We start from the raw sequence: 21,432 nt of genomic DNA, 5'->3' as shown, positions 1-21,432 counted from the left end.
CCTTTCAGAAGCCCATCTTGTCCTGCAGTAGTTGGGAATATGCTTTGTCCGCCGCCGGGCGTAGACTTGAACTGTTCGAACACATATTCGAATAAGGCCAGTTCCACCGGGAGGCGCCCATGGGCATGTTCAGCGAATCCGTTGATGTCGTATGCGCACCTGAGGGCCAGCCAGTGAGCCTTACCTGGGCAGGATGTTCCTACTCTGTATGTGCTGAACCCGTCCGCTGGTATGAAAGGCGTCAATGGTGGGCCGAAGAAAGCCGGGCACCGCTGGGGAGCGGCCCCGGGGTGGTGGACCATGAAATCTGGCGCGTCCAGGTCCTTCCGGCCAGCAACCCGAGCGGCAAGGACCAGCAGCGGGAGGAACCGCTCACCCTCGACCTCTCCCTGCATCTCCGAAGCGGCCGCTGGCGGCTTCTGCGGATCCATGACGCGATTAAACCCCGAACAGCATGAGCTTTACCCACCTTCACGTCTCCACGGCCTTCAGTGCGCACTATGGCGTCTCCTGGCCGGAAGAACTGGCACAGGCTGCCGCGGCAGACGGCGCCACGGCGCTCGCCTGTACAGACCGCGACGGCCTGTACGGAACCATCAAGCACCTCAAGGCATGCATGGCAGCCGGGTTGGATCCCATTGTCGGGGTGGATCTTGCAGTCCTTGACGACGACGGCGATCACCGCACCCAGGTGGCGGGCAGGGTGGTGGTGCTTGCCCGCGGGCACAACAACGGTGCCGGGTACCGTGCTTTATGCCGGCTGATTTCCGACGCCCATGCCAGGACCACAGGAAAATCCGGGGGATCAGTACCGGTTGCTGTCACCAGGGCAGAGCTTGCCTCCCGCACCCTTGACCCCCACACCTTAAAGCCGGTGCTGACGGTCCTGATAGGCCCGGATTCCGATGTTGGCAGGGCAATGGGGGGCCGGCGCTTCCTCCGTCCGAGGACACTGTTCAAGCAATGGCTGGATGCCATGCCCGGAGGGACAGTGGTGACCGAGATCGTCTCCCAGTTGAGTGCCCCGGGCTCACCGCTGAGCACCGCGCACGCCATCCGCATGCTTCGGCTCGCAGAGGAACATCACGTACCGGCAATCCTGACCAATGCAGTCCGGTACTGCGCTGCGGACGGTGCCCCCACAGCTGATGTCCTGGACTCGGCACGCACATTGAAATCGCTCCCGGAACTTGCCGCCGAGCCGTTGCTTCAGCCCAACGGCCAGGGATGGCTGAAAACGCATGACCAGATGCTCCGGCTTGCCAGGGAAATTATTTCTGCTGCCGGCTACGGTGCCGCAGACCTCAAACAGTTGATGGCGCAAACCGAGGCGCTCGCGGATCTCTGCAGGATTGATCCCGTCATAGACATGGGGTGGAAGCAGCCGGTGGTGCCTGAGGCTTCAGTGATTGGAATAAGCCAGGATCCGCACATTGAGCTTGTCCAGCGATGCCAATCCGGAATCGGCAGGCGGTTCCCGGGAATCCACGGGGCGGCCGAGAGGACCATGCTCTCCCGGCTTGACCATGAACTGGGCATCATCCACAACCTGGGCTTTTCCTCCTACTTCCTGACGGTCGCGGAAGTGTCACGGATGATCCAGGAGATGGGTGTCCGTGCTGCTGCCCGCGGATCAGGGGCTTCCAGCCTGGTGAACTACCTCATTGATGTCAGCCAGGTGAACCCGCTCCAGCATGACCTGATCTTTGAACGCTTCCTTTCCCGGGACCGCGCCACTTTGCCGGACATAGACATCGACGTCGAAAGCGCTGAGCGCCACAACGTCTACCGGCGGATCTTCGAGCGGTTCGGTGCTGAACGGGTCACGCTGATGAGCATGCAGAACGGCTACCGGGCAAGGGGTGCCGTCCGGGACGCCGGCATGGCGCTGGGGATGGACGATGGCGAGGTAGGGGAGATCGCCAAGCAATTGTGGCGCTTTTCGGCCCGCAAATTCCGTGAGGCGTTGCAGGAGAAACCTGAACTGCGCGAGTTTGCCGGAAGGGTGGAGCGCCGCGATGCTGACGGTAACCAGCAACTGGACCTGCTGGTTGACCTGACCGAACGCCTGGACCGTCTGCCCCGCCATATTTCCATGCACCCGTGCGGGGTGATCCTGGGCGATGCCACCCTGCTGGACCGTACCCCTGTCCAGCCCAGCGGACTCGGGCTGCCCATGAGCCAGTTCGATAAGCATGATATGGATCCCATGGGCATGCTCAAGCTCGATGTCCTGGGTGTCCGGATGCAAAGCGCAATGGCTTTCGCGGTCCGGGAGATCATCCGGATCCATCCCTCGAAGGAGGAAGTGGTGGCGGCCGGTAACCATCCTCCCGGCCAGGATGGTTCTGGGCCGGATTACATTGCGGACAACGGCCGTATCGACCTCAATGCCGTACCCCTTGATGATGAGCCAACCTTTGAACTCATCAGGAGCACGCACACCCTCGGATGCTTCCAGATCGAATCCCCGGGCCAGCGTGAACTGATCGGAAAGATGGCTCCGCGGGAGTTCAACGACCTCATCATCGACATCTCACTGTTCCGCCCCGGACCCATGAAATCGGACATGGTGCGGCCCTTCCTGGAACACCGGCATGGATTCGCCCCCGAGGTCTATCCCCACCCGGACCTGAAACCGGTCCTGGCAGAAACCCACGGGGTCACCGTCTTCCATGAACAGATCCTCAAGACCTTCCATGTCATGACGAAATGCGGCCTGGCACGTGCTGACGAATTCCGCCGCGCCCTGGGAAACGAAGCGCTGGAGCCAGAGGTGGAGGCGTTTTTCCGCAAAGCCGCCCGGAAGCAAGGCTATTCACCGGAGGTGGTGGATAACGTCTGGGGAACCTTGAAGGCTTTCGGCAGCTTTGGCTTCTGCAAAGCACACGGTGCTGCCTTCGCTGTACCCACCTATCAGTCAGCCTGGCTGAAAACGCACCATCCCGAGGCGTTCCTTGCCGGGTTGTGGGAGCATGATCCCGGCATGTACCCCAAGCGGCTGCTGGTGGCGGAGGCTCGAAGGCTCGGCATTCCGATCCTTCCGCTGGACATCAACCTGAGCAAGGCTGAATACCGGGTTGAGCGGGTACAGTCCGGGCCAGAGACCGGAAAGCTGGGAATCCGCCTGAGCCTCAACGGGATATACGGGCTTTCGGCAACAGAACTGAAAAGGATCGTCGCGGGCCAGCCCTATGACTCCCTTGCTGACCTTCGGGCACGGTCAAGGATCAGTAAACCGAGCATCAAACGGCTGGCTCAGCTGGGTGCCTTTGATTCGCTGCACCGGGAAGCAGGGGGCACGGCAAACCGGGCCGACCTGGTGCACCATCTGCAGAAACTCTCCACATCCGGAGCCAGCAGGAAGGGAGTGGAAGTGCTCGAGGGGCAACTGTCCCTCCCGCTGGGTGATGTTGAACTGCGCAACGTCACCCCCGGGCTGCCTGAACCTACTCTGGTGGACAACGTCCGGGCTGAGCTTGACCTGATGGCAGTTGATGTCAGCACCCATCTGATGGACAGCCACCGGCCCATGCTGGACAGGCTGGGGGTCACCACGGCAGACAAACTTCTCGGCCTGCGCAACGGCACGGAGGTGCTGGTGGCAGGAGTGCGTGTTGCCACTCAAACACCCCCCATGCGGGGCGGCAGGAGGGTGGTGTTCATCAGCATCGATGACGGCACCGGCTGTATCGATTCGGTCTTCTTCCATGAAGCGCAGGAAAAGGCCGGCATGCTCCTGTTCGGTACCCGGCTGCTGCTGATTCGCGGCACCACCCGGCGGACAGGTCCTCGTGGGATCAGCTTGAGTGCCAGCATGGCCTGGGACCTTAGCAGGACCGAAACCCTGCCGTTTCCGGAGCCAACCGGGCAGGGGCCGGATGTGCCACACCCCCTGGATGGAATCAACAGAAGCCTCGCCATCACGGGATTTAACGGCTGAGCCTGCCGTGCGCCGCGTTGGTCGGCCCATCGCTGAACCGATAGCATTGACGATGGCTGGCTGTGGTCCCCGTACGCCACAAGCTATGAAGCCTTAACTTTGAATAGGAGACACCCGTGTCAGATGCCCAGCAGATCACCCTTCTCGTCGATGGCGAAGAGACCAAGGTGACTACCGGGACAACCGGTGCGGATCTCTTCTTTGAGCGCCGCGACGTTGTTGTGGCCCGCGTTAACGGCGAGCTGAAGGACCTGGACCAGGAATTGCCTGAAGGTGCCGACATCGAGGCTGTCACCATCGATTCCCCTGACGGGCTGAACGTACTCCGCCACTCCACTGCCCACGTCATGGCCCAGGCTGTCCAGCAGCTGCGCCCGGAGGCCAAGCTGGGCATTGGTCCCTACATCACTGACGGTTTCTACTTCGACTTTGACGTCGCCGAGCCCTTCACCCCCGAGGATCTCAAGACCCTCGAAAAGATGATGCTGAAGATCGTCAACCAGAACCAGAAGTTCGTCCGCCGCGTGGTCAATGAGGACGAAGCCCGCGAAGCGATGAAAAACGAGCCCTACAAGCTTGAGTTGCTGGGCAGGAAGAACGACGCCGCCGAAGCAGGAGAAGGCGTCAACGTGGAGGTCGGCGCCGGCGACATCACCATCTACGACAACGTGGAACGCAAGGAGGGAACCACTGTCTGGTGCGACCTCTGCCGTGGGCCCCACCTGCCCAACACCAAGCTCATCTCCAACGCCTTCGCCCTGACCCGTTCGTCCTCCGCGTACTGGCTCGGAAACCAGAAGAACCAGCAGCTCCAGCGCATCTATGGCACTGCCTGGCCCACCAAGGAAGCACTCAAGGCCTACCAGGAACGCCTCGCCGAAGCCGAACGCCGCGATCACCGAAAGCTCGGCGTCGAACTGGACCTGTTCTCCTTCCCGGACGAACTGGGCTCCGGCCTGCCCGTATTCCACCCCAAGGGCGGCATCATCCGCAAGGAGATGGAAGACTACTCGCGGCAGCGCCATGTCGAGGCCGGCTACGAGTTCGTCTATACGCCGCATATCACCAAGGGCCACCTCTATGAGGTTTCCGGCCACCTGGACTGGTACAAGGAAGGCATGTTCCCCGCGATGCGCGTCGACGAGGAACTCAATGCCGACGGCACCATCCGCAAGCCGGCGCAGGACTACTACCTGAAGCCGATGAACTGCCCCATGCACAACCTCATCTTCAGGTCCCGCGGACGTTCCTACCGTGAGCTTCCCCTGCGCCTGTTCGAATTCGGCTCCGTCTACCGGTACGAAAAGTCAGGCGTGGTGCACGGCCTTACCCGGGTGCGCGGCATGACACAGGACGATGCCCACATCTACTGCACCCGCGAGCAGATGAAGGACGAGCTCACCAAGACGCTGAACTTCGTCCTGGGCCTGCTCAAGGACTACGGGCTGAACGACTTCTACCTTGAACTCTCCACCAAGGATCCCGAAAAGTATGTCGGCGATGACGCCGCGTGGGAAGAGGCCACCAGGACCCTCGCCGAGGTAGCCCACGAATCAGGGCTGGTACTCGTTCCCGACCCGGGTGGAGCAGCATTTTACGGTCCCAAGATCTCGGTACAGGCAAAGGACGCCCTGGGCCGCACGTGGCAGATGTCCACTATCCAGCTGGACTTCAACCTGCCCGAACGGTTCGAACTCGAATTCCAGGCGGCCGACGGCACCCGCCAGCGGCCGGTGATGATCCACCGCGCCCTGTTCGGGTCGATAGAGCGGTTCATGGGCGTGCTCACCGAACACTATGCAGGTGCCTTCCCCGCCTGGCTGGCCCCCGTCCAGGTAGTCGGCATCCCGGTGGCCGAGACGTTCAACGAGTACATGTTTGACGTCGTTGATCAGCTCAAGGCCGCCGGAATCCGGGCGGAGGTGGACACTTCTTCGGACCGGTTCCCCAAGAAGATCCGCACCGCCAGCAAGGACAAGATCCCGTTTGTGCTGATCGCCGGCGGCGACGATGCCGAAGCAGGTGCCGTTTCCTTCCGCTTCCGTGACGGAAGCCAGGACAACGGCGTGCCCGTTGCAGAGGCAGTCAAGCGGATCACGGAAGCCGTCCGTAACCGGACCAGCTAGCGGAACGGAAACCACGTGCAGGAGAACACAGGCGCCGGTTATCCCGGTGATGCGGGCGTTACCGACGACTTTGACCTCGCCGGTGTCCCGGACGCTTTCCAGCGCCTGTGGACTCCGCACCGCATGGCCTACATCAAGGGCGGGCAGCACCAGTTCAAGAATGAAAATGACTGCCCTTTCTGCGTGGGGCCGGGCCGGACGGACGAGGAAGCACTGATCGTCCACCGCGGTAAGACGTGTTACGTGGTGCTGAACCTCTTTCCCTACAACCCGGGACACCTGCTGGTGTGCCCATACCGGCACGTTCCCGACTACACGGACCTGACCCTTGAGGAAACCGCGGAGTTCGCCGAACTGACGCAAACGGCCATGCGTGTCCTGCGGAAAGTGGCGAACCCGGGCGGGTTCAACCTCGGAATGAACCAGGGCGTGGTGGGCGGCGCGGGTATCGCCGCCCACCTGCACCAGCACATTGTTCCGCGCTGGGGTGGGGACGGGAACTTCTTCCCCATCATTGCCCAGACCAAGGCCATCACCCAGACCCTCGATGAGGTCCGCCAGCAAGTGGCCGACGCCTGGCCCGGGGAGACGGATGCTGAATAGGCACGCACGCGGATTTTTCACCGCGCTGTTTACCCCGCTTGCCCGCTGGCTCCTGAAGATAGGTGTTTCGCCCGATGCGGTCACCATTATCGGTACCGCCGGTGTAGTGGTCGGAGCCCTGGTTTTCTATCCACTGGGCCACCTGTGGTGGGGAACGCTGTTCATCACGGCGTTCATCTTCTCCGACGTCCTGGACGGCATCATGGCCAGGATGCAGGACGTGAAAAGCCGGTGGGGAAACTTCCTTGACTCCACCCTCGACCGGATCGCGGACGGCGCGCTCTTCGCCGGGCTGGCCGTGTGGTTCTTCACCGGTGGCGCCAACACGCCCATTGCCGTCTCCGCAATGGTCTGCCTTGTCCTTGGCATGGTGGTCTCCTACGCCAGGGCCAAGGCCGAGTCGCTCGGGTTCACGGCCAACATTGGGATCGCCGAGCGGGCCGAACGCCTTGTCTCGGTCCTGGTGGTCACCGGGTTTACCGGCCTGGGCCTGCCCCAGGTGGTGCTCCTGGTGACCCTGGTCCTGCTTGCCCTGGCCAGCCTTATCACTGTGGTCCAGCGCGTGGTTTTCGTGCACCGGCAGGCCCAGGCGGAACCAAGCCCGGCGGATTAAGCACGATTAAGCGGCTGGCCGCGGTGGGACTAGTATATTAGGACTGACCGGTCAATGGATCCGGCGAATCCGAGTGTGCACAGTCCGGCATTTGCCGCCTGCACGCCCGGCGAAGGTCATCTATCTACCCATAGGGGTTTTTGTGTCTACACCTGATGTAAGCAGCGAAGCCGGTTCGTCCGCGAACAGCGTCACGGGCAGCAGCCGCGTGAAGCGGGGCATGGCTGAGATGCTCAAGGGCGGCGTCATCATGGACGTCGTCAACGTCGAACAGGCCCGCATCGCCGAAGATGCCGGTGCTGTGGCTGTCATGGCGCTGGAACGCGTTCCGGCCGATATCCGTGCCCAGGGCGGCGTGTCCCGGATGTCCGATCCGGACATGATCGACCAGATCATCGACGCCGTCTCCATTCCGGTCATGGCCAAGGCCAGGATCGGCCACTTCGTCGAAGCCCAGGTGCTGCAGTCCCTGGGCGTGGACTACATTGACGAGTCCGAGGTCCTGACCCCGGCCGACTACGTCAACCACATCGACAAGTGGAACTTCACCGTTCCCTTCGTCTGCGGTGCCACCAACCTCGGGGAGGCCCTGCGCCGCATCAACGAGGGCGCGGCGATGATCCGCTCCAAGGGCGAGGCCGGCACCGGTGACGTCTCCAACGCCACCGGGCACATGCGCCAGATCCGCTCCGAGATCGCCAAGCTCGCAGCCCTGCCCGAGGACGAGCTCTATGTTGCGGCCAAGGAACTGCAGGCCCCGTACGAGCTGGTCAAGGAAGTTGCCGCTGCCGGCAAGCTCCCCGTGGTGCTGTTCACCGCCGGCGGCATCGCCACCCCGTCCGACGCTGCCATGATGATGCAGCTCGGTGCGGACGGCGTGTTCGTCGGTTCCGGCATCTTCAAGTCCGGCAACCCCGCGCAGCGCGCGGCCGCCGTCGTGAAGGCCACCACCTTCTTTGACGATCCCGATGTCATCGCCAAGGCCTCCCGCGGCCTGGGTGAAGCCATGGTGGGCATCAACGTCGACGAGATCCCGCAGCCGCACCGCCTTGCCGAGCGCGGCTGGTAACACCAGCAGAAGCAGTACGACGGCGGCGGGCCACCTTCGCAGGTGACCCGCCGCCGTCGTCCGTTTACGGGGATGTGATGCGGGTTAGTCGAGGCCGCGGCGCTTCAGAAGGGGTTCCAGCCGTGCTTCGCGTCCCCGGAGGGTGCGGAAGGACTCCAGCGGGTCACGGCTGTTCCCGCGGGCGAGCAGTTCGCGCCGGAACCGTTCACCGTTGGCGCGCGTGAGGCCGCCGTTCTCCGTGAACCAATCCACGGTTTCGGCGTCCAGCACTTCGCTCCAGATGTACGAGTAGTAGCCCGCAGCGTACCCGGCACCGGCAAAAATGTGCTGGAAGTAGCCGGTCCGGTACCGCGGCGGGATCAGGGGATGGGCTATCCCTGCGTCGGCGAGGGCTTTTGCCTCGAACTCCAGCGCGTCCTCCGGGACGTCGCCACGGTCCAGCACATGCCATGCCAGGTCCAGCAGCGCGGCGCCCAGGTACTCGGTGGTGGCAAAACCCTCACCCCACAGCCGGGATTCGTTAAGCCGCCCCACGAGATCCAGGGGGAGCGGCTCGCCCGTGGCGTAATGCCGTGCATAGTTGGACAGCACCTCCGGCCACATGATCCACATCTCATTTACCTGGGACGGGTACTCCACAAAGTCGCGGGGAACGGACGTGCCGGAGAACCTCGGATACGTGACGTTGGAGAAGAGGCCGTGCAGGGCGTGTCCAAACTCGTGGAAGGTGGTGCGGAGTTCGTCCAGGGTCAGCAGCGTCGGTTCGCCGGCGGGCGGCTTGGAGATGTTCAGGTTGTTGATGGCCACGGGCCGGGTCCCCAGCAGGGCTGACTGCTCAACGAGCGAATTCATCCATGCCCCGCCGCGCTTTGACTCACGGCTGTAGTAGTCGCCCAGGAAGAGGCCCAGCCCGCTGCCGTCCTCATTGCGGACCTCCCAGATCCGCACGTCCGGGTGGTAGCCAACCAGGTCCGTCCGCTCATGGAATGTGACGCCGTACAAGGAAGTAGCGGCAAAGAACACACCATCCGTCAGGACCTGGTCCAGCTCGAAGTACGGACGGAGCGCCTGCTCGTCCACGTCATACTTTTCCCGGCGGACCCTGGCCGAATAGTAGGCCCAGTCCCAGGGCTCCAGCGGGTGGCCGGCCACGGCAGCCAGGGCAGCCGCCTCGGCGTCGGCGTTCCGGACTGCGGCCGGGGCCATCCTGCTGAGCATGTTCTGGACGGACCCGAAATCCGGAGCGGTCTGCCGGTCCACCACCAGCTCGGCATAGTTGGCGAAGCCCAGCAGGGAGGCCTTCTCCGCGCGCAGTCCGGCCATCGACCTTGCAACCTCAAGCACATCAAGGCTTCCCCCGCCGCTGCCGCGTGCCACGGAAGCTTCATAAAGGCGACGGCGGACCTCCCGGTTCTCGAGGCCGGCGAGGGCAGGCTGGTTGCCGGGCTGGACCAGGGTGAGCAGAAACTTGCCGTCGTGCCCGGCCGCCCGTGCGGCTTCGGCGGCGCTGGCCACGTCATCCGCCGGCAGGCCCGCGAGCTCTTCGGCACTGTCCAGCAGCAGTGCCCCGGACTTCATGCCTTCCTTGACCCGCTGGCCGAATTCGGTGCCGAGGCGGGCAAGCTCCGCGTTGATCGCCTTGAGCCTCTCCTGTCCGGGTCCGTCCAGCTGGATACCGGACTGCCGGAACTCTTTCAGATACTCCTCCACCAGGCGGGCTGATTCCGCATCGCAGTCCGCGGCGTCAACGGCTGCAAACCGCTCGAACAGGGCATGGTTCAGGAAAATCTCGTCCTGGTGCGCGGAGAACCGGGGCGAGAACCCGGTCTCGAGGTCGCGGATCTGGTCCGAAGCATCTGCCGAGACCAGCGTGAAGAACGAGGCTGCCGCGCGCTCCAGCAGCCGGCCGGAGCGCTCCATCGCCTCCACTGTGTTATCAAAATCCGCCGGCTCCGCGTTGTCCACGATCGCCTGGATTTCAGCCAGGTGTTCGGCCAGCCCGGCTTCGATGGCCTCCGCATAGTGGGACGCCGAAATGTCGGTAAACGGCGGGAGTCCGTAGGGCAGGGCACTGGGGACCAGGAGCGGGTTCGTCATGACGTAAACCTTTCACAGCAGGGCACGCTTCTCAATGTGGCGAAATGCAGGCACCGGGCCCGTACCTCCCTAGAATGGCGGTTATGGGGACCGTAGCCGGCAAGGCGGCGGGGCGCTTTGGCGCCAGCGTCTTGGCGATGTCATTGGCCGGAGCATTGTGCATGACCGGTGCGCTGGCGGGTTGCGGCCTGCTTGCTGAACAGAATGGGAATCCGTCGGGACCTGCGGGTTCCGCAGCCGCCCCATCGGTTCCAGGGACGGGGACAGGACCGAGTCCGGTATCTACCCCTGTTCCCACACCAAGCCCCACTCCCACACCTGGCAAGGGTCCCGATTGCCCGGTACTTCGCTGCACATCAGTCCTGGTCACCGGCGACATGCTGGTTCACGACGAGCTCTGGCAGCAGGCGGAGCAGGACGCCGCTGCCGCCGGAAAACCGGGCCTGGACTTCGTACCCCTGCTGGAGGGCCAGCGCCGCTACATCAACAACAGCGACCTTGCCATCTGCCACCAGGAAACACCGGTGGCAGGACCGGAAGGGCCCTTCTCCTCCTATCCGTCCTTCAACGTTCCGCCCCAGATCATTACGGCCTCCAAGGAGGTGGGCTACACGGCGTGCACGACGGCCAGCAACCACACCATCGACAGGGGCACCGACGGCCTGCTGCGGACCCTCGACGCGCTGGACGAAGCAGGCCTCAAGCACACCGGCTCCTACCGCACCGAAACGGAGTCCCAGGGAATTCTGATCCTGCAGACAGCGGCGGCCAAGGTCGCCCTGATCCAGGCCACCTACGGGCTGAACGGACTCGTGGCGGAATATCCCTGGCAGGTGGACATGCTGGACGCGCCAACCATGATCGCCAAGGCAGAGAAGGCCCGGGCGCTGGGTGCGGATATCGTCCTGGGAGGCATCCACGCGGGTGATGAATACGCGAGCGAGCCAAATGCCCAGCAGCGGGACGTGGCGCACGCCCTGGTGGACAGCGGGCAGTTCAACATGGTCTACGGGCACCACACCCACTCGGTCCTGCCCATCGAGAACTATAAGGGCACGTGGATCGTGTACGGCCTGGGCAACGGTGTCACCGAGCTCTCACCCGGGTTTGTCGTCAACAATGAAGGCCTCCTGGTCCGTGCCCAGTTCGGCCAGGATGAGACCGGAAAGTGGACCGCCACCGACCTCGCCTGGGCGCCGTCGGTGATGGTCCGTGACCCCTACCGGTGGTGTTCCGTGGCCTCGGACGCGCCGCAAGGGCCTTGTGCCGGACCCGAAGCCGACGCAGCAACGCGGCAGCGCACGTTGGCCGTCGTGGAGTCGATGGGTGCCGCGGCCGCCGGGGCGCACGAACTCCTCATCACCGGCGAACCCTGACAGTTCAGCGGGGGCGGCGTGCCGCGTGTTCCCTGGCCAGTTCCGCGAACCGGTCGTCCGGGTGGCCCGGCTCGAACGTCCCAAACTTCCGTTCGGCTGCAGTCCGGATCAGGAAGTCTGCAATGGCAGGGTTCTTCGGCAGCAGCGAACCGTGCAGGTAGCTGGCCACAATGTTGCGGTAGCGGGCACCTTCATGCCCGTCGTTGCTGTTGTTGCCCGTCCCCTTGGCAACGGTACCCAATGGGCGGACGCCGTTGCCCAGGGTGGTCTGGCCGCTGTGGTTCTCGTAGCCAAGGACATCGCCGAACTCGGGCGTCGATACCTTGACGTTGCCGATCAGGCGTTCGTCTGTGCCTTGGGTTTCGACGTCTAGGACGCTGATTCCGGGAATCACGGCACCGGTTCGGGTTTTGAAAAAGCGTCCGAAGAGCTGATAGAGCCCGCAGATGACCAGCATGGGAGCGCCGTCCTCTGCCAGGTCCTTGAGCACGCCTGCCCGTTCCTGAAGGTCGTCCTGGATGACCAGCTGTCCGCTGTCCTGGCCGCCGCCGCCCAAAAGGATGTCAACGTGGTCGGGGAAAGGATCCCCCACGTTGTACTCGAGCAGTTCGGCCGTGTAGCCGTGCCAGGCGATGCGCCGCTGCAGGACCAGTGCGTTGCCCCAGTCACCATAGATGTTCATGTCGCGCGGGTAGAGCTGCACGACCCGGATAGTGCCCTTGCTGTCCGCAACGGCGGGTGTTTGCGCGCTCACGAGACAACCTCCACAGTAGTAATTTTGGACAGTTCGCGGCGGATTGCGAGCATGGCGGTGTAGGTGCAGAAAATGCGTTTGGGCTTGCCCTGGGCTTCCCGGATGAAGGCCGCGAGGGCGGGGGCAATCTCGGTTTGTACAGCCCCGATGCGGACGTCGTCGTATTGCAGCCGCAGCGCCATGTCGTAGGCGCGGGATCCGGTGAGCTGGTCCACGCCCTCTTCGCGGAGGGAGTCGAAGTCCACGTCCCACAGCCAGGACATGTCCCGGCCGTCCGCATAGTTGTCATTGATGGCGATCATGGTGGCGTAGCCGCCCGCGGGGAAGGACTTCAGCCCCAGCCTGAAGCCGCTGGGGTTCTTGACCAGCACCAGGTCCAGGGGTTGGCCGTCCACGGTAAGGCTTTCGCCGCGGCCGAACGCCGGCGCAACCTGCGACAGCGCTTCCAGCAGCGTCTCGTGGTTGGCATCGGCGGCACCCCCGCCGCAAATGCTCCGTGCAAGTGTCAGCGCCGCTGCTGCGTTGAAAATGTTGTACACACCCCGGAGCTTCATCGCCGTGGTGACCGTGGCGCCGTCGTACTCAAAGACGGCGCTGTCCGCGCCCACCTCGCGGAGCACGACGTCGGCTGACGGCTTTTCCGGCAGGCCCGCCAGCGCGGGGCTGCCAGGCGACGCGCGCATGTCGTCGTCGTTGGGGAAGGTGCCCAGCAGCGAATCGTCGAGGCCGAAGTACCTGACTTCCTGGCCGGTGAGGGTGTCGGCAATCCTTGCCACGCGGGGGTCTTCACGGTTGAGCACAACCGTCCCGGTGGTCTTGGCGGCGATCTGCTGGAGCAGCTGGGCCGTCTTATCGATCTCACCAAACCGGTCCAGCTGGTCGCGGAGGACGTTCAGCAGGAGGCAGTAACGGGGCGGCACGCTGTTGACGAAGTGGACGGCATGGGCCTCATCAAGCTCCAGGACGGCGATATCGGCATCAAGCCTGCCCCGCCAGTCCACCTCGCCCAGCAGGGCGGCGGCGACGCCGCGCGTGAAGTTGCTGCCGGTGCGGTTGGTGAAGACCCTGAGCCCCTGGCTCTCCAGTAATTCCACCACCATTTTGGTGGTGGTGGTTTTGCCGTTGGTGCCACTGACCACCGCAACGCCGTGGGGGAGGGTGCTGAGCGTCCGCCGCATGAAGCCGGGGTCGATCTTTTCGACCACGAGGCCCGGCAGGGCGGAACCGCCGCCCCGGAGCCGGGACGCCCGACGGACAAGCTTGCCGAGCGGAACACTGAAGGAGAACATGATTCGAATATATCCCAGCAGCGGCATGCAACCCTGCGGCACTGCTTCCGGCAGGAACAGGGTGGAAGGACAGGCCCCGTATGCTGGAGGGATGACAAATTCCCTTTCTGCTGCTTCGACGCGCGTCGGCTCAGGCCTGCGGATCGGCGTGCTGGCGCTCCAGGGCGATTTCCGTGAGCACCTTCGGGCAGCGGAGGCGACGGGCGCCGAAGGCGTCAGCATCCGCCGCCCCAAGGAACTGGACGGCCTGGACGGGCTGATCATTCCCGGCGGCGAATCAACAGCGATTGACAAGCTGGCCCGGGCGTTCGAAATAGCGGAACCGCTGCGGGAGCGCATTGCCGAGGGGCTGCCCGTCTTTGGCTCCTGTGCCGGCATGATCCTGCTGGCCTCGGACATCGCCGATCCGGCGACGGATCTGGCCGGCGCGCCGCAGCAGACGTTCGGCGGGCTGGACATCACCGTCCGGCGAAACGCCTTTGGCCGCCAGCGGGAGTCCTTCGAAACGGACCTCGACTTCAAGGGACTGGACTTCAGCGCCACGGATACAGGCGTGGCTCCCGTGCACGCCGTCTTCATCCGCGGCCCGTGGGTGGAGCGCGTCGGCCCGGATGTGGAGGTCCTGGCCCAGGTGGAACCGGCGGACCCGGAGCACGCGTCCCACGCGGCCCCGCTGCCGGGGGCGGCTAGAATTGTCGCAGTGCGTTCCGGCCAGTTGCTGGCCACCTCCTTCCATCCGGAAGTGACCGGGGAAAAACGCGTACACGAACTTTTTATCCGCATGATCAGAGGAGAAGCGTAAAGCATGTCAGGCCACTCCAAATGGGCGACGACCAAGCACAAGAAGGCGATCATTGACAGCCGCCGCGCAAAGTCGTTCGCCAAGCTGATCAAGAACATCGAAGTTGCGGCACGGATGGGCGGACCTGACCTTGCCGGCAACCCCGGCCTCGAACTGGCAGTCACCAAGGCCAAGAAGACCTCGGTCCCGAACGACAACATCGACCGTGCCATCAAGCGCGGCGCCGGCCTCACCGGCGAAGTGGTGGACTACACGGAGATCATGTATGAAGCGCGCGGCCCCCAGGGTTCCGCACTGCTGATCGAGTGCCTGACGGACAACAAGAACCGCGCCGCGTCGGAGGTCCGCCTGGCCATCTCCCGGAACGGCGGCACCATCGCTGACCCCGGCTCGGTCAGCTACCTGTTCACCCGCAAGGGCGTGGTGAACCTGCCGAAGAACGGCCTCAGCGAGGATGACGTCCTGATGGCAGTGCTGGATGCCGGTGCCGAGGAAGTGAAGGACAACGGGGACGCCTTCGAGATCCATTCCGAGCCCGGTGACCTGCCCGCCATCCGCGAGGCCCTGAAGGAAGCCGGCATCGAGTACGACACCGATGAAGTGGAGTTCGTTCCCTCCATGCAGGTGGAGTTGGACGTTGACGGCGCCCGGAAGTTCCTCAAGCTTGCCGATGCCCTTGAGGAACTCGACGACGTCCAGAACGTCTACAGCAACGCCGACCTCAGCGACGACGTCCAGGCCGCCCTGGAATCCGAGTGACGTCCCGCCTTGCCTGCTGAACCGGGGTTGCCCGCCGAACGCGTGCGCCCGTGACGCTGCGTGTCCTGGGGGTGGACCCCGGCCTCACCCGCTGCGGAATTGGCGTGGTGGATGTCGAGCGCAACAGGCGGGCCACCATGGTGGCCGTCGGAGTGGTGGGAACATCCCCGGACGAGACGCTGGACCGGCGGCTCCTTGTGATCGCGACGGCCATCGACGAATGGCTGGACCGCTACGAACCCCAGGTACTCGCCGTCGAACGCGTTTTCTCGCAGCTTAACGTCAGTACGGTGATGGGCGTGGCCCAGGCGTCCGGAGTGGTCATCGCCGCCGCCGCCCGGCGGGGGATACCGGTAGCCCTGCACACGCCCTCGGAGGTTAAGGCGGCAGTCACGGGCAGCGGTTCGTCCAACAAGGAGGCGGTGACCAAGCTGGTCACCAAGATCCTCCGGCTGGAGGCGCCGCCCCGCCCTGCTGACGCGGCAGACGCCCTGGCCCTGGCTATTACCCACGCCTGGCGCGCCGGCAGCGGTGCAGCAGTGGCCACCACCGGCCCGGGGAGCTCCTCGCTCACCCCGGCGCAGCTGGCGTGGGCTGAAGCCGAAGCCAAGGCGCGGCGTGCGCGGTGAATGTCCCGGCTCCTTGCTAGGGTATTCGTAGATATGTTCGGATAACCGGTCCTCTTTAGCGGAGGCCCGGCGTACACCAGGAGCCCGGCCTTGATCAGTTTCCTCCGCGGAACAGTAGCGCACGTAGGCCTGTCCACGGCCGTCATTGACCTCAACGGTGCCGGGATGAGCGTCCATGCCACTCCCCAAACCCTCAGCGGGCTGCGCACCGGCGAGGAGGGAAAGCTGTTTACCTCCCTGATCGTCCGGGAGGATTCGCTCACGCTCTTTGGCTTCGCCTCCGACGGCGAACGCGAAGTGTTCGATGTGCTGCTCAGTGTCAGCGGAGTAGGGCCGCGGCTGGCCCTGGCGGTCCTGGCTGTCCACGATCCCGAGGCTATCCGGGTTGCGGCGCACACCGGGGACAGCAAAACCTTCACCAAAGTTCCCGGCATCGGACCCAAAGTCGCGGGCAGGATCGTGCTGGAGCTGGCCGGAAAGCTCGTCCCGCAGGGCACCGCCGGTTCGCCCGCGGCCCCCACTGCTGCCGAGACCGCCTGGAAACCGCAGGTGGTTGCAGCCATGACAAGCCTCGGATGGTCCGAAAAGGACGCGTCCTCCAGCATCGACAAGGCGTTGGCGGACGACCCCGAGGTCTCCTTCCGGGGCAACGTGCCGGAAATCCTGCGGACCACCCTGCGCTGGCTCGGCCAGGACGGGGCACGCGCCGGCAACCGCGTAGGCAGCCGTGGCTGAACCGTCACTGGTGGCCGCAGGGGAGGAGCCGGAGGAACGTGTAATCGAAGCTGCCCTCCGGCCCAAGAACCTGCACGACTTCGTAGGCCAGCACCGGGTGCGCAAACAGCTTTCCCTGGTGCTGCAGGCCTCCCGCATGCGTGGACGCAGCGCCGACCACGTGCTGTTCTCCGGTCCGCCCGGCCTTGGCAAGACCACCTTGGCCATGATTGTCGCCTCCGAGATGAACGCCCCGCTGCGCATCAGCAGCGGGCCTGCCATCCAGCACGCAGGCGACCTTGCCGCCATCCTGTCCTCCCTTTCCGAAGGCGAGGTCCTGTTCCTCGACGAAATCCACCGCATGTCCCGTCCGGCCGAAGAAATGCTGTACATGGCCATGGAGGACTTCCGGGTGGACATCGTGGTGGGCAAGGGTGCCGGCGCCACGGCCATCCCGCTGGAACTGCCGCCGTTCACACTGGTAGGTGCCACCACCCGGGCCGGGCTGCTTCCCGGGCCGCTGCGCGACCGGTTCGGATTCACCGGCCACCTGGAGTTCTACTCGGTGCCGGAACTCGAGCTGGTGCTGCGCCGCTCGGCCGGACTTCTGGATCTCAAGGTGAATTCGGCAGGCTTCAGCGAAATCGCGGGGCGTTCGCGCGGCACGCCCCGTATTGCCAACAGGTTGCTGCGGCGCGTACGGGACTGGGCGCTTGTCCATGGCATCGAACAGATTGATTCCCGGGCGGCCTCTGAGGCCCTTGACATGTATGAGGTGGACAAAAAGGGCCTGGACCGGCTGGACCGATCGGTCCTTGAGGCGCTTATCACCAAATTCGGCGGCGGTCCGGTGGGGCTCTCGACACTGGCTATCGCTGTCGGCGAAGAGACTGAAACCGTGGAAACAGTGGCCGAGCCCTTCCTGGTCCGTGAAGGCCTCCTGGGCCGCACACCCAGGGGCCGGATCGCCATGGCACCGGCCTGGACGCACCTTGGTTACGCCATCCCGTCCGGGGTTTTCGCCCAGGAGCAACTGGACCTCTTCGATCCGGAATCCGGCAGCGTGGAAGCGCCGGGGGACTGGGCCCCGGAAAGCCAATAGCAGGCTACCTTCAGCTTTTCCCTTTAGACTGGTATGACGCTCGGCACGTTCGGGTCTTTGTTCCCGCAGGCACCGACACCGGCAGCCCGTGGATGGATGGCAAGCAGTACCGCCAGTCCTCACGTTCAAAGCGGACGGCGCTGTCAACCGGCTCTATGCAAGTACAGAATGGAACTTCCCCGTGTTCGGACATATCACTGCCCAGACCACCACTACCCAGCCCGGCGGCGGCATCGACATCATGTCGATCCTGCTGTTCGTGATGCTCGGCATCTTCATCTTCATGATGTTCCGCCGCAACAAGAAGACCCAGCAGCAGCAGGCAACACTGCAGTCTCAGTTCGCGCCCGGCATTGAGGTCATGACCAGCTTTGGCCTGTTCGGCCGGATCGTGGACATCGACGATGCCGAGAACAAGGTCACGCTTGAACTTTCCCCGGGCAACCTCGCCACGGTCCACCGCCAGGCAGTGACCAAGATCGTCGAACCCGCCGCCGTGCCGGAGGCTGAATCCCCGGCCGTGCCCGACGACGCATCGTCCCTGACCGACCGCGAGGGCGGAAGCTCCGCGACATCGGTCGAGACTCCGGATGAAACAGTGAAGCGCCTCAACGACGAGGGCAAAAAGGACAGCTAGTCCCGCTGACCGCTTTTACCCTCTACCGCCGCGGCTAACCGCCGGTGCAAGCCACAGCAGGCGCCGGCGGTTCCTCCGTGAATAAGAGAAAGATCGACAATGGCACGAACTGGTCCCAAGAAACCAGGCCTCAGGGTCCTGGTCTGGCTTGGTGTAATCATCGCCGCGCTGACTGCTGTCCTGGCCGGCGGCACCCTGGGCGGGCAGGCAAGCTGGGCGCCCAAACTGGCACTGGACCTCGAAGGCGGAACCCAGATGATCCTGGCGCCGAAGGTCGAGGGCGGTTCGGACATCAACGAAGAGCAGCTCAACCAGGCGGTGGCCATCATCCGCCAGCGCGTTGACGGCTCCGGCGTGGCCGAAGCCGAAATCAGCACGCAGTCCGGGCGCAACGTGGTGGTCAGCCTTCCGGGAACCCCCTCCAGCCAGACCCGCGACCTGATCCAGGCGTCCGCTGACATGAACTTCCGGCCCGTGCTCCTCAACGGTGCAGGCGCACCCGTTCCCGAGGAATCCCGAACGCCCGAAGACCAACTGCCCAAGCCGACGGCCGAGCCCGCCAACAGCAGTGACATCAACTGGATCACGCCCGAAATCTACCGCCAGTTCGAGGCCCTGGACTGCGACAATCCGTCGCAGGACGAGCAGGAACGCTCGGACCCGGCCAAACCGCTGGTCACGTGTGAGCCCGCCACTGCCACCACACCTGCCATCAAGTACATTTTGGGTCCGGTGGAAGTCAAAGGCAGCAACATTGTCACCTCCTCCTTCCAGCTGCAGCAGGGTGCGCAGGGCGCCGTCACCAACGACTGGGCTGTGAACATCCAGTTCGACGAGGAAGGCACAGCCAAGTTCAAAGAGGTCACCGAACGCCTGAACCAGTTCTATGTGGCTGCCGGCGGGGACTCCGGCAATGACCCCAAGGCCCAGTTCGCCATCGTCCTCGACGACCAGGTCATCTCCGCGCCCCGATCGCTTGCGGTCATCACTGACGGCCGCCCGCAGATCACCGGCGGCTTCACGGAGCAGACGGCCAAGGCCCTCTCCGACCAGCTCCGGTTTGGTGCCCTTCCCATCAGCTTCGAGATCCAGAGCGAGCAGCAGATTTCCGCCACGCTGGGTGGTGAACAGCTCCGCATGGGCCTCCTGGCGGGCATCATCGGGCTCCTCCTGGTGGTGTTCTACTCGCTCTTCCAGTACCGCGCCCTGGGCTTTGTCACCATCGCCTCGCTCGTAGTGGCGGGCATCCTCACGTATTTGGCCATAGCCATCCTCGGCTGGACGGAAAACTACCGGCTTTCCCTGGCCGGCGTCGCCGGCCTCATCGTGGCCATCGGCCAGACCGCAGACTCGTTCATCGTTTACTTCGAACGCATCCGCGATGAGCTGCGCGAGGGCCGCGGCCTGGTGTCCGCCGTCGAAAACGGCTGGAAGCGGGCCAAGCGCACGGTCCTGGCATCCAAGGCTGTCAACCTGCTGGCTGCCCTGGTCCTGTACTTCGTGGCCGTCGGCAACGTCCGAGGGTTTGCCTTCACGCTCGGCCTTACCGCGATTGCGGACCTCATTGTGGTGTTTATGTTCACGCACCCGACGCTGCAGCTGCTGGCCCGCACCAGGTTCTTCGGCGAAGGCCACCGGCTCTCCGGGCTCGATCCGAAACGGCTGGGCGCCGTGCCGCTCTACCGGGGAGCCGGGCGTGTGCGCACCCCGGAGGACAAGCCGGTTCTGGTTCGTGCCAAGAACGCCGGTGCTGCGGCAGAAGCTGAACGCAGGATGACCATCGCGGAACGCCGCCTGGCGGAGAAGCAGGAACAACTCGCTGGCTCTTCAAGGACCGCAGCGAAGGAGAACAAATAATGTCAGGCTTCGCCAATTTCGGTAACGAGCTCTACACCGGGAAGCGTTCCTACAACTTTGTGGGTTCCAAGAAAATCTGGTTCACCATCGCTGCGGTCGCGGTTGCCCTCTCCATCATCATTCCGGTGGCCAAGGGCGGCTTCAACCTGGGCATCGAATTCCGGGGCGGTTCCGAGTTCACCGTTTCCAATGTGCAGACGACGGAAGCGGCCCTGGGCGAGAAGGCCGTCACGGACGTCGTGGAGGGCAGCGTTCCGCGCGTCGCCAACGTGGCCGGGACAACCATGCGGATCCAGACGGACAAGCTCACCGACGATGAAACCCTCCGTATCAAGGAAGGGCTCACCGCGGCGTACGGCGTCACGGACGACGAGGTGACCTCAACCTTCATCGGACCCACCTGGGGTGCCGACGTCACCAAGCAGGCTCTGATCGGCCTGGTGGTTTTCGTGCTTCTGGCGTCCGTCCTGATGGCGCTCTACTTCCGCACCTGGAAAATGTCGCTCTCGGCAATCGCGGGCATGGTGGTCACCATGTTCATCACGGCCGGCGTGTATGCCCTCAGTGACTTCGAGGTCACGCCCTCAGCCATCATCGGCTTCCTCACCGTCCTCAGTTACTCGCTGTACGACACGGTGGTGGTCTTCGACAAGATCCGCGAGAACACCGCCGACCTCGACGCCTCGACGCGCCGAACCTTCGCAGAGGAGGTTAACCTCGCCGTGAACCAGACCCTGGTCCGTTCGATTAACACCATGATGGTGGCCATCCTCCCCGTGGGTGCGATCCTGTTCATCGGTGCAGGCCTGCTGGGGGCGGGCACCCTCCGCGACCTTTCGCTGGCACTGTTCGTCGGTATCCTGATCGGCACGGCCGCCACAATCTTCGTGGCGGCCCCCATGTATGCGTTTCTGCGCCGGAACGAGCCCGACCTGGTCCGGCAGGCCAAGCGTGTGGAGCACCGCCGTGCCAGCTCCGCGGACCGGCCTGCTTCGGCGGAACCTGCCCAGGCCTGAACCACGGCGTACCAAAACAGTGTAGGAACGGCCTGAAAGATGGCAG

18 protein-coding genes are annotated in these 21,432 nt (G+C 64.1%); 15 read left to right on the top strand and 3 right to left on the bottom strand.

Going from position 1 to position 21,432, the window contains the following annotated elements; translation table 11 throughout:
* Window positions 1–119 precede the first annotated feature (119 nt).
* The 6 genes from NXY83_RS11000 (at window position 120) to pdxS (ending at window position 8,354) form a co-directional block, all read left to right on the top strand.
* On the top strand, window positions 120–458 hold the full coding sequence (locus NXY83_RS11000) for a hypothetical protein (RefSeq protein ID WP_258802282.1): 339 nt from the start codon (window positions 120–122) through the stop codon (window positions 456–458).
* Window positions 455–3,943, top strand: a complete 3,489-nt coding sequence (locus NXY83_RS10995) for a DNA polymerase III subunit alpha (protein ID WP_258802281.1) — start codon at window positions 455–457, stop codon at window positions 3,941–3,943. The genes NXY83_RS11000 and NXY83_RS10995 overlap by 4 nt, the downstream gene beginning before the upstream one ends.
* A 116-nt stretch (window positions 3,944–4,059) precedes the next feature.
* Window positions 4,060–6,069, top strand: coding sequence for a threonine--tRNA ligase (thrS, locus tag NXY83_RS10990; protein ID WP_258802280.1), 2,010 nt, complete (start codon window positions 4,060–4,062; stop codon window positions 6,067–6,069).
* A gap of 15 nt (window positions 6,070–6,084) precedes the next feature.
* Window positions 6,085–6,672, top strand: coding sequence for an HIT family protein (locus NXY83_RS10985; protein ID WP_258802279.1), 588 nt, complete (start codon window positions 6,085–6,087; stop codon window positions 6,670–6,672).
* Entirely contained in the window at window positions 6,662–7,285 is a 624-nt protein-coding gene (pgsA, locus tag NXY83_RS10980; protein WP_258802278.1) for a phosphatidylinositol phosphate synthase, read from the top strand. The genes NXY83_RS10985 and pgsA overlap by 11 nt, the downstream gene beginning before the upstream one ends.
* Before the next feature lie 142 nt (window positions 7,286–7,427).
* Window positions 7,428–8,354: a pyridoxal 5'-phosphate synthase lyase subunit PdxS gene (gene pdxS / locus NXY83_RS10975; RefSeq protein WP_309484070.1), complete on the top strand. Its 927-nt coding sequence runs from the start codon at window positions 7,428–7,430 to the stop codon at window positions 8,352–8,354.
* An 84-nt stretch (window positions 8,355–8,438) separates the two neighbouring features.
* On the opposite strand, the gene NXY83_RS10970 is transcribed toward pdxS, so the two are convergent.
* The gene (locus NXY83_RS10970; protein WP_258802277.1) at window positions 8,439–10,451 is read right to left on the bottom strand and encodes a M3 family metallopeptidase; all 2,013 of its coding nucleotides are present in this window, start codon (window positions 10,449–10,451) and stop codon (window positions 8,439–8,441) included.
* Between the two features lie 74 nt (window positions 10,452–10,525).
* On the opposite strand from NXY83_RS10970, the gene NXY83_RS10965 reads away from it, so the two are divergent.
* The gene (locus tag NXY83_RS10965) at window positions 10,526–11,827 is read left to right on the top strand and encodes a CapA family protein (protein WP_397427061.1); all 1,302 of its coding nucleotides are present in this window, start codon (window positions 10,526–10,528) and stop codon (window positions 11,825–11,827) included.
* A gap of 4 nt (window positions 11,828–11,831) precedes the next feature.
* Here NXY83_RS10965 and NXY83_RS10960 read toward each other — a convergent pair whose 3' ends face one another.
* Both NXY83_RS10960 and NXY83_RS10955 read right to left on the bottom strand, forming a co-directional pair.
* A complete protein-coding gene (locus NXY83_RS10960; RefSeq protein WP_258806168.1) occupies window positions 11,832–12,509 on the bottom strand; it encodes a type 1 glutamine amidotransferase in 678 nt (225 codons plus the stop codon).
* A gap of 68 nt (window positions 12,510–12,577) precedes the next feature.
* Window positions 12,578–13,870, bottom strand: a complete 1,293-nt coding sequence (locus NXY83_RS10955) for a Mur ligase family protein (RefSeq protein WP_258802275.1) — start codon at window positions 13,868–13,870, stop codon at window positions 12,578–12,580.
* Window positions 13,871–13,961: 91 nt separating this feature from the next.
* Between NXY83_RS10955 and pdxT the strand changes: the two genes are divergently transcribed.
* The 8 genes from pdxT (at window position 13,962) to secF (ending at window position 21,386) form a co-directional block, all read left to right on the top strand.
* Window positions 13,962–14,672, top strand: a complete 711-nt coding sequence (gene pdxT, locus NXY83_RS10950) for a pyridoxal 5'-phosphate synthase glutaminase subunit PdxT (RefSeq protein ID WP_258802274.1) — start codon at window positions 13,962–13,964, stop codon at window positions 14,670–14,672.
* A 3-nt stretch (window positions 14,673–14,675) separates the two neighbouring features.
* Complete coding sequence (locus tag NXY83_RS10945) at window positions 14,676–15,431, top strand: YebC/PmpR family DNA-binding transcriptional regulator (protein WP_258802273.1); 756 nt, start codon at window positions 14,676–14,678, stop codon at window positions 15,429–15,431.
* A 50-nt stretch (window positions 15,432–15,481) separates the two neighbouring features.
* Window positions 15,482–16,060 carry a crossover junction endodeoxyribonuclease RuvC gene (ruvC, locus tag NXY83_RS10940; protein WP_258802272.1) on the top strand — a complete coding sequence of 193 codons (579 nt, stop codon included), beginning with the start codon at window positions 15,482–15,484 and terminating at the stop codon, window positions 16,058–16,060.
* Between the two features lie 90 nt (window positions 16,061–16,150).
* Window positions 16,151–16,795 (top strand): Holliday junction branch migration protein RuvA, encoded by a 645-nt coding sequence (gene ruvA, locus NXY83_RS10935; RefSeq protein ID WP_258802271.1) that lies wholly within the window; start codon window positions 16,151–16,153, stop codon window positions 16,793–16,795.
* Entirely contained in the window at window positions 16,788–17,876 is a 1,089-nt protein-coding gene (gene ruvB, locus NXY83_RS10930; protein ID WP_258802270.1) for a Holliday junction branch migration DNA helicase RuvB, read from the top strand. The genes ruvA and ruvB overlap by 8 nt, the downstream gene beginning before the upstream one ends.
* Before the next feature lie 241 nt (window positions 17,877–18,117).
* A complete protein-coding gene (gene yajC, locus NXY83_RS10925; protein ID WP_258806166.1) occupies window positions 18,118–18,513 on the top strand; it encodes a preprotein translocase subunit YajC in 396 nt (131 codons plus the stop codon).
* A 99-nt stretch (window positions 18,514–18,612) separates the two neighbouring features.
* Entirely contained in the window at window positions 18,613–20,370 is a 1,758-nt protein-coding gene (secD, locus tag NXY83_RS10920) for a protein translocase subunit SecD (RefSeq protein WP_258802269.1), read from the top strand.
* The gene (gene secF, locus NXY83_RS10915) at window positions 20,370–21,386 is read left to right on the top strand and encodes a protein translocase subunit SecF (RefSeq protein WP_258802268.1); all 1,017 of its coding nucleotides are present in this window, start codon (window positions 20,370–20,372) and stop codon (window positions 21,384–21,386) included. The genes secD and secF overlap by 1 nt, the downstream gene beginning before the upstream one ends.
* Window positions 21,387–21,432: the final 46 nt, after the last annotated feature.

Origin of the sequence: Pseudarthrobacter sp. NS4 (assembly GCF_024758005.1) — a bacterium.
Classification (GTDB): Bacteria; Actinomycetota; Actinomycetes; order Actinomycetales; family Micrococcaceae; genus Arthrobacter.
The sequence above is the reverse complement of the archived record's forward strand: the minus strand, read 5'-3'. Positions and strand labels throughout refer to the sequence as shown.

What these genes read in the sequence shown, in the direction of transcription:
- NXY83_RS11000 (WP_258802282.1), top strand. Translation starts at nt 120, where the DNA reads ATGGGCATGTTCAGCGAATCCGTTGATGTCGTATGCGCACCTGAGGGC.
- NXY83_RS10995 (WP_258802281.1), top strand. Translation starts at nt 455, where the DNA reads ATGAGCTTTACCCACCTTCACGTCTCCACGGCCTTCAGTGCGCACTAT.
- pgsA (WP_258802278.1), top strand. Translation starts at nt 6,662, where the DNA reads ATGCTGAATAGGCACGCACGCGGATTTTTCACCGCGCTGTTTACCCCG.
- NXY83_RS10970 (WP_258802277.1), bottom strand. Translation starts at nt 10,451, where the DNA reads ATGACGAACCCGCTCCTGGTCCCCAGTGCCCTGCCCTACGGACTCCCG.
- NXY83_RS10965 (WP_397427061.1), top strand. Translation starts at nt 10,526, where the DNA reads ATGGCGGTTATGGGGACCGTAGCCGGCAAGGCGGCGGGGCGCTTTGGC.
- NXY83_RS10960 (WP_258806168.1), bottom strand. Translation starts at nt 12,509, where the DNA reads ATGAACATCTATGGTGACTGGGGCAACGCACTGGTCCTGCAGCGGCGC.
- NXY83_RS10955 (WP_258802275.1), bottom strand. Translation starts at nt 13,870, where the DNA reads ATGTTCTCCTTCAGTGTTCCGCTCGGCAAGCTTGTCCGTCGGGCGTCC.
- pdxT (WP_258802274.1), top strand. Translation starts at nt 13,962, where the DNA reads ATGACAAATTCCCTTTCTGCTGCTTCGACGCGCGTCGGCTCAGGCCTG.
- NXY83_RS10945 (WP_258802273.1), top strand. Translation starts at nt 14,676, where the DNA reads ATGTCAGGCCACTCCAAATGGGCGACGACCAAGCACAAGAAGGCGATC.
- yajC (WP_258806166.1), top strand. Translation starts at nt 18,118, where the DNA reads ATGTCGATCCTGCTGTTCGTGATGCTCGGCATCTTCATCTTCATGATG.
- secD (WP_258802269.1), top strand. Translation starts at nt 18,613, where the DNA reads ATGGCACGAACTGGTCCCAAGAAACCAGGCCTCAGGGTCCTGGTCTGG.
- secF (WP_258802268.1), top strand. Translation starts at nt 20,370, where the DNA reads ATGTCAGGCTTCGCCAATTTCGGTAACGAGCTCTACACCGGGAAGCGT.